Below are 13,074 nucleotides of genomic sequence, written 5' to 3' on the forward strand. Positions count from 1 at the left end.
TATCGAGCTCGCTGTTCAGGTTGAACCGGAAATTTTACCACAGGCGTCATTTTCGGCACGCCCCCATGGCAGCATCATGGCAAGGCCCACCGGCAACCAGCTGATGAACCATTCTGCACGCGGCGTACCGGTGAGGCTGGCAGCATCGAACTGCATGGCCAGGGTCGAATACACCCAGAACCCCAGCAGGACCTTGCCGAACAAGGTGCCACGGGCGCGCACGATTTCACCCAGCGTGAACAGCCATACCAAGACCCACAGCAGCATACCGGGCAGGCCCATCTCGACCGCGATGTGGGTGAACATATTGTGGGTATGGTCGAAATGCTTGCCAACCGCACTCACGTCGTAGGCCGAGCCCAGGCCCAGGCCTGTCCAGGGATGCGCAGCGATCATGTCCACCACGGCATGGAAGATTTCCGGCCGGTACGACGAGCCGCGCTTGGCGATCAGATCGTACACGAAGTAGAAGGCAAGGCCCGTGGCAAAGACCGCCAGGATGGAAAACACCCGGCTGTGGCGGTCGCGGAACCACAGCGGCGCCATCACCACGGTGATCACCAGCGCCAGAATGGCCCCACGGCTTTGGCTGAGCATGGCAAATGCACCCAGGCAAGCCAGTGCCGCCAGCCACAACACCTGCAAGCCACGCTGCCGAGGCGGCTCGTAGAGCAGAAAGAGCACGGCCGAGCCAATGACATAGGCGCCCAGGATGGGGTGGGATATCTCACCGATACCCGCCAGCCTGAACAGCAAAGGCATGTGCTGCAACCCGTAGAAATTGATGATGGAGACCAGCGCCGCGATGGCCAGCAGCGCGCTACCAAGCAACAGCAACTGGCGAATGCGGGCCAAGCCCAGTTGGGCCAGCAGCGGAAACGCCAGCAGGAAGACCAGGATGTAGAGCAGCCGCTTGACCTCGCGCCCGTCATCTTCGGCAGACGACCACACCAGGCTCAGCCCACTCCAGGCCAACAGCAGCAACACGCTCCCCCACAGCGCCGGCTGACGCTTCCAGGCTTGCACCAGCACGTCACGGGCTGACCAGGCCAATACCAGCGTTGGCAGCCACAGGAACAACACCAGCCCCTGCTGATAAACCTTGTTGCTCGGTGCCAGGGCAATCGCCGCCAGGAACCAGACCAGACCCAATCCTAACCAGGCCCGTGCCCAGTTTTTTTGATACAACATCCATTTCCCCCGATGAATCAAAGGCACCATCCATGGTGCTACCGCATTATTTTCGGCATTATTGCCGGTCATTTTGCTCGCCAGACGACAAGGCTCTATTCATGCAATGCTCCCGGCTCACCCAGGTCGACTTCGATCAGCTGACACAAGGCGCACAGGTGCTTGAGGCAGACAGCCATGGCGCCAAAGTCTACCTGCTCGCGAATGGAAATTTCCTCAAGGTTTTTCGTAGGAAACGACTGATTTCATCTGCACTGCTGCGTCCCTACTCGCAGCGCTTCGTCGATAACGCCGCCCGCCTGGCGCAACTGGGCATCCCCACCCTCGAGGTGATCAGCCAGCACAAGCTCGACCTGCCAGGCCGTACCGCCGTGCTGTATCGCCCGCTACCCGGGCGCACGCTGTTGCAGATGTCGCGCGACGAAGGCTTCAGCTGGGACATTTACCTGCCACGCTTGATCGCACTGATCCGCCAGTTGCACCGCAGCGGTGTGTACTTCCGCTCGCTGCACCTGGGCAATGTAGTGGTCACCCCGGACCAGCACCTGGGCCTGATCGACGTCGCCGACATGCGTTTCCTGCGCCCGCCACTGTCGGCACGCATGATTCGGCGCAATGTGCAACATATGGTGCGCTATATCGAGCGGGAGAACCTGGGCGACCGGTTCCCCCTCGCCGCCTTCGAGGCAGCCCTGCTGGCGCGCTGAGCGTCAGCTGCGCAACAGGCTCTGCGAGCCGTTGCAGAACGCCTGCCAGGCCTGCTCCGGTGCCAGTGCCTGGCGCTGCTTTGCGGCAACCGCCGAAGCGCTGAGCGCCGTGCAACGCTCGATTGCCTCGGCCCAGGCGCACTCGTCGGCAACGGGCAGGTAGCCCCCGGTTTCGCGCAACTGCTCGCGGAACACTTGCAAGTCGCTGCACACCACCGGCACATCGGCCATCACCGCCTCCTGCACCACCAGCCCCAGGCCTTCGGAACGCGACGGCACCAATAGCCAGTCGAACGCCCGATACAGCCGCTGCAGGTCTTCGCGGTGGCCGCACAGATGAACGCGACCCGCCAGGCCCAGCGCATCGATGCGCTCCTGCAGCACGGCATGCTGCGGCCCCTCACCAATGATCGCCAACTGCAGGCCCGGTTGCCGTGCACCGGCCTTGGCAAATGCTTCGATCAGCATTTCGAAGCCCTTGCTCTCTACCAGTCGCCCTACCGCACCCAGCATCACGCCGCCGTTACTAGGCAACTGCAGCGCCTGCCTGGCCTGCTCCCGGCTCAGCAACGGTTCGACGAACGCCAGCGGGTCGAGCGCCATGCGCAGCGTCTGCACCGGCCTGCCCAGGTCGCGCTCCAGCGACTCGGCCAGGGTCTGCGACACTGCCGCGATACTCAGGCGCTCGGCCGGGAGCATCCGCAGCAGGCGAATATCGCTGGCATGCAGACGTGTCTTGCCATGGAACAGCACCTTGGCACGCACCTCTGGAATATGCTGCAGCAGCGGCAGCACCAGCCGCGCGACGCCAATACCGTCGAGCAGCACGATTTCTGCCCTGGCTTCGGCCAGCGCCTTGCGCAAGCGCATGCGCAACCAAGGGCGCAGCAAGCGCCACAAGTGCCGCCCTTTGAGCGCACGTGACGGCATGTGCCACTCCCGGGTCGAACCGAGCCCACAGCAAAGCCCGCTGCCCAGTAGCAGCCAGTTACTGATACGGGCATCGGCACCCGCGTTCGACAACACCTGCCGATGCACCTTGTGGATGGACATATACGGCGTTCCACCCGCCCACATCATATTGACGATGTTCATGGGCCCTCTCCCGCTCATGTCAGGTGGGACAGCGACTTCATTGAACAAAAATGGTGATACCCATGCCGATCAAGGCACCCGCCACCAGCGTCAATGCCAGTTTCATCCGATCACGTTGACGACGCTTGGCCTTACGCTCCACTTCAATGGGCAAGGTCACGTGATTACCAAATCCAGTGTGCAATACTGCATCACCCTCCAAGGTGACCGCTGTCAGATTTAACTCAGCGTAGCGGCGGGAAAGCGCCTTCTCTCCAGCATAGGCGGCAAATGGCGCGCAGCGCTGGTAATCGCTCAAACGACGCAGGCCAGGATTGAGCGAGAACGCCTGCCATTCGGCCTTGTCGGAAAGCAGCGGATAACACGGCACACCAGCGATCACCTGGCGATCACCCAGGTGGATGTACGGGCTGTGGATAGCCAGGTCGTGGGCATGGCTGCGCAGCCACACCTGCAACAGGTTGGGGCTGACCTGCAGAATGGCCCGCGAGTCTTCGACGAAGCCTTGGCGGTAGAAATGCCAGTCGTCTTCGCAGTGGAAGATGTACGGCGTCTTGACGTGGCTATAGGCCAGGTCGATAGACGGCAACTGGCCAAGCTTGGGCCGGTTGACGAACACCTTGCAGTACGGCTTCCAGTGCTCCGGCACAGCGGCGTGCACGGCATCGTCACCGGAATCTTCGGTGATGAATACCTCGCGAATGGGCGCGGTGTTGTAGCGATCGAAACTCTCAAGGGTGTCTTTGAGCAGATCGAACCGCCCACAACTGGTCACGACGAGCGTGACGTCACTCTCATTTGAAAAGCGCACCGGACTCCCTCCGCATTGCGACTGTCGGCTTTCAACATCCCGCTCCTGGGCGCGAAAGCTCTTATTTAGATGCCCAGCTTCAGGCGCAACCGCTGCCACGCAGACAACGGTGGGTGGGGCCTGAGCGCCGGGCGCATGTGGTCGACGATGCTACGTCCAACTGCGCCAAAACTGAAACGTGAAACCGCCAGATGGCGGCCATTCTCTGCAATATTCCGGGCCAGTTCAGGGTCTGCACGCAAACGCTGCAGCTTTTCCTGAAGGGTCGGGATGTTGTCATAGAACACCACGTTGTGCATGTCCTGCAGGCCCAGGGCGCGGTTCTCTTCCTCGCCCTGGTCGTATGCCAGCAATACACAGCCACAGGCCATCGCTTCGAAGTTCTTGATCATGTACTCGCCCATGCCGACATCGGCACTGACGAAGAAACGGATACGGTTGAGCGTGTTGCAGTAGTCTTCGCCCGACTTGGTGCGGGTTACCAGCAGGTTCTCGACCTGCCCCAACTCGTCCAGCAGCGCCTTGCGACCGCTGTAGGCCACGCTGTTGACACTGCCGACGAACGCCAGTTCGATGTCGCGCTCGCGCCCCTGGTCGGCCAGCAACTGCTCGTCATAGCCCTTGGGCACGAACACCGCGTCGAACCCTTCCTGGCGCAGGCGCTCGCTGACCATGTAGCCAGAGCTGATCACCCGCGCCCATGGCAGCTGACGGTAATGGGCGCTGAATTTGCCGGTGTACTTGCACGGGATGTAGTTCTGGTAGGCGTCGTGCTCGAGGATGACCAGGTTCGGCACGGTGCGGATGAAGGCCACCTGGCGGATCTCTTGCTTGAAACGCAGGAAGAACACGATGCGGTCGTAGCGCTCGACCTGCACCTCACGCTTGAAATAGCGGCGCAGGTTGCGCTGGTCTTCGCTGGTCAGCCAGCGCAGGTCGCACTCGCAGTTGGCCGCGACGCCATCGTACAGGCGGTCGAGAATCGCCCGCTGTTCCTTCTGTACCAGAAATAGGACTTTCATAACGTTCCTTGGGCGCTCGGCGCCATCGCGGTCAAGCATGGGGCGTGGTTACAGCTCACGCCGCCAAAACAGTTCATGTCGGCGCACGGCCTTGCGGAAGAACTCGTTCTCCCCGTAAGGCGAGGGACGCCGCCCCGCCAGCCAGCGTTGCAACAAGCGGCGCAGACGGCGCTTGAACGGGGCCGGTGGCTGCAGGTCGTGCATCATGCCCAGGGCCATGGCCTTGTCGCGCTGGGTCGCCAGGTCCAGCACCAGGCTGCAAGGGGCCCAGGCCTGGGCGGCACTCAATTGCGGCGGCAAGGCCACGCCATCGCCGCTATCGCCCATGGGCCAGCGGTCGTTGTCATGCAGGTGGTTGGCGTAGCACAGCAGGGTCTGAGGCTGCCAGGCCGAGCCTTGCAAGGCCTCCAGCACCGCCGCCTGGGCGCAGATGTGGTCGGGGTGCGGGTCGAGCTGCGGGTGCGGCATCACCAGCACCTCTGGCCTGGCCAGTTCCAGCAAGGCACGCAGGTCGGCCAGCAGGTTGTGCCAAGTTGGCGCGCCATCGCCATCACCCGGCAACGGGAACGGGTTGAACTGGCGGAACAGACGGATATCGGCCAGGTCAGCTTCGCGGGAGGCAGCCGGCTGGTCGGGCGCGGCTTGCATGGCCGGCAGTTGCAGGCAGAAATAGCCCAGTTGCACACAACGCGATTCCGGCACACCGGCCCAACGCGGTACGGCGATGCTGTCCCAGGCACGCAGGCGGCCCTTCAGGCGTGCGGCTTCGGCTTTATCCAGGCCCATCTGCTGGTAGTGCTCGGCTTCGATTTCGCCGGCAGTCAGGGTTACCACCCAAGTTTCGTCAGCCTGGCTGTAAAGACCGTATGCGGCCAGCTCGGCATCGTCGGCATGTGGCGCAATCACCATTACCCGGCGCCGCTGCAATTCCACCGCTGGGGTTATCCACAGACGGGGCTGGCCCAGCAGGCGGCAATGCCGACCGCGCAGGCGCAAGGTGCCGGCCTGCAGCGGTGCAGCCAGGCCAGTCAGGTTAAGGAAACGTACACCACCGACACCACGCTCGAAGGTTTGCCGATCGACCTGATCGGCAGCGGTCAGCTCGACCCGCGGGTCGAGGAAGCGCCCCAGCCAGCTGCTTTTTACCTGCAGCTCCAGCACCAGGGTTTCGTCGCCCCGCAACGTGCACTCGGCCTTGAGCAACCCCGCCTGCAGGCTGGCAGGCAACGGCTGCGCCTGGTCGCCGAAGTCATAGGCGTAATCCTCGCCTGGCGCATAGAACAGGTGGTCGGCAAACCAGGCTTCGTGAGCGGCCCAGAGCAGCGGCAACAGCAGCAACGGTAGCCACCACCAGGTGAATATCCCCACGGCGACCAGCGCAGCCAGGCCCGCCAGCAGGCCCAGGCGCTTGTTGCGCCGGTGGCGCTTGAGCAACTGCTGCTTGCGGCTCACGCCTGATACACCGGCACAGGGTTGCACCAGCGATCCTTGTACTCGCGGTCGGCACGGCCGAACGAGAACCGCAGTGGCTTGTTGCGCGCACGGGCATCTTCCCAGGCGGCTTGGGTATTGAGGAAGCTCAGCACGCTGCCGGGGCTGAAGGCTTTGGTTTCAGGGTCGACACCACCATTGATGTACTCGACGCTGATCCACTCCGGCGCTTCGACGCGATACACCAGCTGGATGGCGATCGGTTTGCCGTCCAGCAACAGCACCGAGCCGATCAACAGCTCGCGCAGGCGCTCCAGCACCTCGGCCATGCGCTCGGCGCCCGTGGCCGGGAAGCCCCAGCGGCGCAGGAACAGGTCGCAGTACATGCTGGCGATCTCCTGGGCGCTGAAATCGCTGATCGGGCGCACCAGGCCACCCGCCTCTTCCAGCAGGCGCAGTTCTCGGCGCTGGTTGTAGCGGAACTTCTTCGACAGGTCTTCAGGCGCCCGGGCCATGGCCAGCTGTTCCTTTTGCGCCTTGAGGCCGCTGAAGCGACCCTGGTTCAGTTCGGACAGGTAGCGCATGGTATGGCGCAACGGTGCACCGGCATCGGGCGCCGCCGGCAGGATGATTTCAGCATTGCCGAGGTCGAACAGGGCTTTCTTGCCGACACGCTTGAGCACGTCCTTGGACAGCGCCAGGTGGTGCCCCCATGCAGGGATGGCGGCTTTCAGCTCGCCGGCCTGGTGCCAGCCCAGGTAACGTACCGGGATCTGCGCCAAGTCCGCCAGTTGTTCGACCACCAACGGATGGGTGGCGACACTGCCGCCAAAACGCGCCCATGCCTCGGAGTAGGCCTTGGCATCGATAGCTTGCCAACCGCGTTCGCGGAAGGCTTGGATACGATTGAGCATCAGGCCTGCCCCACCAGCGCACGCACCTGCGGCAGTTGCCAGAAGGCCTCGCGCACCGCCTGGTCGGAGAAGCGCTCATGCAAGCGCTGCAGCATATGCTCGGCACAAGCCTGGCGCTGCTCGGCGTTCAGCACGACCATGTGCTTCAGGCCCTCGGCCAGCTGCGCTGCATCGCCCAACGGGAACAGTACACCTACGCCCTCCACCACTTCGCGGGCACCGCCACAGGCCGTGGCCAGCACCGGCACACCCGCGACCATGGCTTCGAGTAGCACCATGCCGAACGGCTCATGGTCGGAGCTCAAGGCGAATACGTCGAAGGCCTGGAAATAGCGGCGTGCATCCGGCACCTGGCCGAGGAAGTCCACCTGCCCGGCAATGCCCAGCTCGGCAGCCAGGGCCTTGAGCTTGGCCTCCAGGCGACCCTTGCCCAGGACCGCCAGGCGAGCGCCAGTCGGCAACCCAGGCAATGCCTGGGCAAAACCGCGCAACAGGGTGGCCTGGTCCTTGTCCGGGTGCAGACGCCCGACGTTGCCGACGATCCACGCCTGCGCGTCCAGGCCCAGGGCCTGGCGCGCCTCGGCACGCGGCACCAGGGCCGCTTGCAAGGCGTCGATGTCGATGCGGTTGTACAGGGTCTGGATGCGCTCGGCCGGCCACTGGGGCAGGCAACGACGCATGTCGTCACGCACGGCATCGGATACACCCAGCAGGCTCAGGCGCTTGCTGAACAGGTTGGCGAAGAGGCGACGCCCCTTGCGCTGGTAATCACCGAAAGCATGGTGCACACCGATCACCGGCAGGCTAGTACCCAGCAACGCCACGTAAATCGGCTTGAAGCGATGGGCGATGCAGAACGCGAAATTGCGCTCGGCCGCGACCCGCCGCAACGCGCGGATCGCCCCAAGCTTCAGGCCGCGCACGGCCTTTGAGCTGAACTCCAGGAACAGCACCTCGTCCGAAGCGCAGCCGGCCGCTACCTGCGGGTCGGCGGCCCCGGTAAGGAACACCGTGGTGACCTGGTAGCCACGCCCCTGGAACAGGCTGGCGTACTGACGGGCGCAATCCAGGAAAGGCCCGTCATAGCCATGGCAGAACTGCAGAATGCGCGGTTCAGAGCGGCTGGTCATAGGCGGCGGCGCCGTCCTTCACGACCAGGATGTCTTCCATGATCAGGTACTGCAGGTCCGAACCGAAGAACATGTTCAGGGCATCGGTCGGCGAGCAAATCATCGGCTCACCCCGGCGGTTCAACGAGGTGTTCAGCGACACGCCGTTGCCGGTCAGGTCTTCCAGCGCCTTCATCATGTCGTAGTAGCGCGGGTTGTATTCGCGCTTGAGCACCTGGGCACGCGAAGTGCCGTCCTCGTGCACCACTTCCGGCACGCGGGTCTTCCACTCTTCAGCCACTTCAAAGGTGAAGGTCATGAACGGCGCCGGGTGGTCGACCTTGATCATCTGCGGGGCAACGGTGTCGAGCATCGACGGGCAGAAAGGTCTCCAGCGTTCGCGGAACTTGATCTGGTGGTTGATGCGGTCAGCCACGCCTTCGACGCTCGGGCAGCCGATGATCGAACGGCCACCGAGGGCACGCGGGCCGAACTCCATGCGGCCCTGGAACCAGGCCACCGGGTTGCCGTCGACCATGATCTTGGCGATCTGCTGGGGCATGTTTTCCAGCTTGCGCCACTTCGGCTGGTTCGGGTGACGGGCGCAGGCGGCGATCACGTCTTCATTGGAGTACGACGGGCCGAGGTAGACGTGTTCCATCTTCTCGACCGGTACGCCACGGGCGTGGGAAACATAGGCCGCGGCGCCAACAGCGGTGCCGGCGTCGCCTGAGGCCGGCTGGACGAACAGCTCTTTCACGTCCGGGCGGGCGATGATCTTCTGGTTGAGCTTGACGTTCAGCGCGCAGCCGCCGGCGAAGGCCAGCTTGCCGGTTTCGCGCAGGGTGTCGCCCAGGTAGTGGTCGATCATCTGCAGCGCCAGCTTCTCGAACAGCGCCTGCATGCTGGCGGCGTAATGGATGTACGGCTCGTCGGCGATGTCGCCTTCGCGCTTGGGGCCCAGCCATTCGATCAACTTCGGCGAGAAGTAGAAGCCCTTGCCCTTCTCTTTATAGCGGCGCAGGCCGATGACGTTGGCGTACTCGGTGTTGATCACCAGCTCGCCGTTTTCGAAGCTGGCCAGGCGCGAGAAGTCGTATTTGCTAGCGTCGCCATACGGCGCCATGCCCATGACCTTGAACTCGCCGTCGAGCATCTCGAAACCGAGGAACTCGGTGATCGCGCCGTACAGGCCACCCAGGGAGTCCGGGTCGAAGAATTCCTTGATCTTGTGGATCTTGCCGTTTTCGCCGTAGCCAAAGAAGGTGGTGGCGTACTCGCCTTTACCGTCGATGCCGAGGATGGCGGTTTTTTCCTTGAAGCCCGAGCAGTGGTAGGCGCTGGAGGCGTGGGCCAGGTGGTGTTCGACCGGCTCGATCTTGACCTTTTTCGGGTCGAAGCCCAACTGTTCCAGGCACCAGACGATCTTCTTGCGGTAGCGCTTGTAGCGGCGGTTGCCCATCAGGATGGCGTCGAGGGCGCGATCCGGGGCGTACCAGTAGCGCTTGGCGTAGTGCCAGCGCGCCTTGCCGAACAGGCTGATCGGGGCGAACGGGATGGCTACCACGTCGACGTCGGACGGCTTGATGCCTGCCTGCTCCAGGCAGAACTTCGCCGACTCGTAGGGCATGCGGTTCTTCGCATGCTTGTCACGCACGAAGCGCTCTTCTTCGGCGGCGGCAATCAGCTTGCCGTCAATGTACAGGGCCGCGGAAGGGTCATGGCTAAGGGCGCCGGACAGGCCAAGAATCGTCAATGCCAAGGGATTAGCCTCTTCATTCGGTAAAAATGCGCCAGCGGCCTCTTGGGCGGGTGGCGGCTAAAGGGCGGGATTATAACGCAAACACCAAGCGCTGCACGGTCGTTGTAGGAGCAGCCTTGCGCTGCGAAGAGGGCCGCGAGGACGACACAGATGCGTGGCCTGTCCCGGCCTCTTCGCAGCACAAGGCTGCTCCCACAGAAACTGCACAACCTCAACCACCTTATTCGGCGATCAGCCAGTCCATGCGGTAGCTACCGTCCGTCTGCGCCAGCTCTTTGGCCAGCCACGGCAACAGCTCGCGCAGCTCTTCCTCCAGCCCCCACGGCGGGTTGGCGATAGCCAGGCCAGAGCCATTGAGCCCCTGCGGGCTGTCCTGGTGGTGCACGTACAGCTCGACCCGCAGCAGCTTCGGTGCGCCGGTGCTGGTCAGGTCCTGGTAATAGCGGGTCAGCGAGCGCTGGTCCTTGATCGGGTACCAGATGGCCGCCACCGTCTGGCGCATGCGGCCAATGGCCTCTTTCATGGCATTGGTACAGCGCTTGAGCTCGTCGGCCTGCTCGAACGGCGGGTCGATCAGCATGATCGCGCGCTTTTCCTGCACGGGCAGCAGCGCCCGCGGCACATGCCAACCCTCACCCAGGTGCACGACCACACGCGGGTCTTTCTTCATGTTCTCTTTGAGCAGCGGCCCGTCTTCGGGGTGCTTCTCGTTGAGCAGGGCGCGGTCTTGCTGGCGCATCAGGCGGCGGGCCAACTCGGGCGAACCTGGGTAGTAGCGCAGCTCGCCGTCGGCGTTCAGCCGCTTGATGACGCGCAGGTAGTCGCTGGCCATGGCTGGCAGGTCATCGCGATTCCACAGGCGGGCGACGCCTTCCAGGTACTCGCCGGTGCGGGTTGCCTGGTCACCTTGCAGGTCGTACAAACCAAGCCCTGCGTGGGTATCGATGTAGGCGAACGGCTGCTCCTTGCGCGACATCAGGGCGATGAGGCGGGTCAGCACGATGTGTTTGAGGACGTCGGCGTGGTTGCCGGCGTGGAAGGCGTGACGATAATTCATGGCAACTCCTGCGGGGGTGGCAAGTTTACCTTGCCTTGCAGGCGGAGTCAGGCCTGGCTGCTGATTGGCGGTGGCTTCTTCGCGGGCTTGCCCGCTCCCACAGTGCCTGCACAACGCGTGGAGCCTGTGCAGTACCTGTGGGAGTGGGCAAGCCCGCGAAGAGGCCGCTGCCGAATCAACGGGTATTACTTGTCAGCGTGATACGCCGCATCAGCCGTCTCGAAACGCTGCACCATCGCCTTCGAAGGGCTGCCCATCTTGCTCACCAGCAAGATGGCGATACTCGCCAGCAGGAAGCCTGGGATAATTTCGTACAGGCCCCAAGGATCGATCTGCTTCCACAGGATCACGGTAACCGCACCGACCACGATACCGGCCAGCGCGCCGTTACGGGTCATACCTTTCCAAAGCACCGAAATCAGCACCACCGGACCAAAGGCGGCGCCGAAGCCGGCCCAGGCGTAGGCCACCAGGCCCAGCACGCGGTTTTCCGGGTTGGCAGCCATGGCAATGGCGATCAGCGCCACGGCCAGCACCATCAGACGGCCGACCCACACCAGCTCGACCTGCGAAGCATTCTTGCGCAGGAAGGCCTTGTAGAAGTCCTCGGTCAGAGCACTGGAGCACACCAGCAACTGGCAGCTCAGGGTGCTCATCACCGCCGCCAGAATGGCCGACAGCAATACACCGGCGATCCATGGGTTGAACAGGATCTTGGCCAGTTCGATGAACACACGCTCGTGGTTCTCGGTAACCGGCCCCGCCAGGCCAGGGTTGGCCGAGAAATAGGCGATACCGAAGAAGCCCACGGCACAGGTACCGGCCAGGCACAGGATCATCCAGGTCATGGAAATGCGACGGGCGTTGGCGATCGACTTCACCGAATCAGCCGCCATGAAACGCGCCAGGATGTGCGGCTGACCGAAGTAGCCCAGGCCCCAGCCCATCAGCGAAATGATGCCAATGAAGGTAGCGCCCTTGAACATGTCGAAGTTGGCCGGGTTCACCGCCTCGATGGCAGCGAAGGTGGTGTCGAAGCCCCCGGTGGAGATCAGCACGATCACCGGAGTCAGGATCAGCGCGAAGATCATCAGCGAAGCCTGCACGGTGTCGGTCCAGCTCACTGCCAGGAAGCCACCAATGAAGGTGTAGGCGATGGTAGCCGCGGCGCCAGCCCACAGGGCGGTCTCGTACGACATGCCGAAGGTGCTTTCGAACAGACGGGCACCGGCAACGATGCCGGAGGCACAGTAGATGGTGAAGAACACCAGGATAACGATCGCCGAAATGATCCGCAGCAGGCCGCTTTGGTCTTCGAAACGGCTGGAGAAGTAGTCCGGCAGGGTCAGTGCGTCGCCGTTGTGCTCGGTCTGCACGCGCAGACGACCGGCCACGAACAGCCAGTTCAGGTAGGCACCCACGGTCAGGCCGATGGCGATCCAGGCTTCGGACAGCCCCGAGAAGTAGATGGCGCCCGGCAGGCCCATCAGCAGCCAGCCACTCATGTCGGATGCGCCGGCAGACAGCGCGGTAACCACGCTACCCAGGCTGCGACCGCCCAGAATGTAATCGGAAAGGTTGTTGGTGGAGCGATAGGCGGCGAAGCCGATCAGCACCATTGCCGCGATGTAGATCACGAAGGTGATCGTTAGTGGATTGCCCATGCGTGTGCCCTGGCGTTTGTTTTTATTTCATGCACAACCGCAGCCATGGCGGTTGCACCCAGGCGGCGAATCCTATGCAACAACACAAAGCAGGTGCAACCATTTTTCATTTGCAAGTTGCACCTTCCCGTGCAATTTCCGCAAAAAACGATTTTTTGCTCCTTTTGGGAGCAACAAGCCGGTTTTTCAGAATAAAACGCATCGAAAACACCCCTTTTCAGGATGTGGAAATGGCTGTCGGACGAGTTGCACCTTGCGTATGAAAAATTCGGGTTGCACCTGGTTGCACCCGAATTGTCCTACAGCTACTC

The 13,074-nt window shown here is 62.8% G+C and carries 12 protein-coding genes; 2 read left to right on the forward strand and 10 right to left on the reverse strand.

Annotation, left to right across the window (positions count from 1 at the left end):
* Positions 1 to 15: 15 nt before the first annotated feature.
* The gene (locus ACNFBR_RS01375) at positions 16 to 1,191 is read right to left on the reverse strand and encodes an O-antigen ligase family protein (RefSeq protein WP_416733372.1); all 1,176 of its coding nucleotides are present in this window, start codon (positions 1,189 to 1,191) and stop codon (positions 16 to 18) included.
* Positions 1,192 to 1,292: 101 nt separating this feature from the next.
* Here ACNFBR_RS01375 and ACNFBR_RS01380 point away from each other — a divergent pair, with 101 nt between their 5' ends.
* A complete protein-coding gene (locus ACNFBR_RS01380) occupies positions 1,293 to 1,898 on the forward strand; it encodes a toluene tolerance protein (protein ID WP_416733373.1) in 606 nt (201 codons plus the stop codon).
* 3 nt (positions 1,899 to 1,901) lie between these two features.
* Here the strand turns inward: ACNFBR_RS01380 and ACNFBR_RS01385 are convergent, their stop codons facing one another.
* The 9 genes from ACNFBR_RS01385 to putP form a co-directional block, all read right to left on the reverse strand.
* Positions 1,902 to 2,993 carry a glycosyltransferase gene (locus ACNFBR_RS01385; protein WP_416733374.1) on the reverse strand — a complete coding sequence of 364 codons (1,092 nt, stop codon included), beginning with the start codon at positions 2,991 to 2,993 and terminating at the stop codon, positions 1,902 to 1,904.
* A 37-nt stretch (positions 2,994 to 3,030) separates the two neighbouring features.
* Complete coding sequence (locus ACNFBR_RS01390) at positions 3,031 to 3,804, reverse strand: glycosyltransferase family 2 protein (protein WP_416733375.1); 774 nt, start codon at positions 3,802 to 3,804, stop codon at positions 3,031 to 3,033.
* 65 nt (positions 3,805 to 3,869) lie between these two features.
* Positions 3,870 to 4,826, reverse strand: a complete 957-nt coding sequence (locus ACNFBR_RS01395) for a glycosyltransferase family protein (protein WP_416733376.1) — start codon at positions 4,824 to 4,826, stop codon at positions 3,870 to 3,872.
* A 48-nt stretch (positions 4,827 to 4,874) separates the two neighbouring features.
* Positions 4,875 to 6,278 carry a PIG-L deacetylase family protein gene (locus ACNFBR_RS01400; protein WP_416733377.1) on the reverse strand — a complete coding sequence of 468 codons (1,404 nt, stop codon included), beginning with the start codon at positions 6,276 to 6,278 and terminating at the stop codon, positions 4,875 to 4,877.
* A complete protein-coding gene (locus ACNFBR_RS01405; RefSeq protein WP_416733378.1) occupies positions 6,275 to 7,171 on the reverse strand; it encodes an antimicrobial resistance protein Mig-14 in 897 nt (298 codons plus the stop codon). The genes ACNFBR_RS01400 and ACNFBR_RS01405 overlap by 4 nt, the downstream gene beginning before the upstream one ends.
* The gene (locus ACNFBR_RS01410; RefSeq protein ID WP_416733379.1) at positions 7,171 to 8,301 is read right to left on the reverse strand and encodes a glycosyltransferase; all 1,131 of its coding nucleotides are present in this window, start codon (positions 8,299 to 8,301) and stop codon (positions 7,171 to 7,173) included. The genes ACNFBR_RS01405 and ACNFBR_RS01410 overlap by 1 nt, the downstream gene beginning before the upstream one ends.
* The gene (locus ACNFBR_RS01415) at positions 8,285 to 10,042 is read right to left on the reverse strand and encodes a carbamoyltransferase (RefSeq protein WP_012274504.1); all 1,758 of its coding nucleotides are present in this window, start codon (positions 10,040 to 10,042) and stop codon (positions 8,285 to 8,287) included. The genes ACNFBR_RS01410 and ACNFBR_RS01415 overlap by 17 nt, the downstream gene beginning before the upstream one ends.
* Before the next feature lie 220 nt (positions 10,043 to 10,262).
* On the reverse strand, positions 10,263 to 11,099 hold the full coding sequence (locus ACNFBR_RS01420; RefSeq protein ID WP_416733380.1) for a 23S rRNA (adenine(2030)-N(6))-methyltransferase RlmJ: 837 nt from the start codon (positions 11,097 to 11,099) through the stop codon (positions 10,263 to 10,265).
* 185 nt (positions 11,100 to 11,284) lie between these two features.
* The gene (putP, locus tag ACNFBR_RS01425; RefSeq protein WP_416733381.1) at positions 11,285 to 12,763 is read right to left on the reverse strand and encodes a sodium/proline symporter PutP; all 1,479 of its coding nucleotides are present in this window, start codon (positions 12,761 to 12,763) and stop codon (positions 11,285 to 11,287) included.
* A 29-nt stretch (positions 12,764 to 12,792) separates the two neighbouring features.
* Here putP and ACNFBR_RS01430 point away from each other — a divergent pair, with 29 nt between their 5' ends.
* Positions 12,793 to 13,026, forward strand: a complete 234-nt coding sequence (locus ACNFBR_RS01430) for a hypothetical protein (RefSeq protein WP_416733382.1) — start codon at positions 12,793 to 12,795, stop codon at positions 13,024 to 13,026.
* Positions 13,027 to 13,074 lie beyond the last annotated feature (48 nt).

Source organism: Pseudomonas sp. NY11955, assembly GCF_048068035.1.
GTDB lineage: Bacteria > Pseudomonadota > Gammaproteobacteria > Pseudomonadales > Pseudomonadaceae > Aquipseudomonas.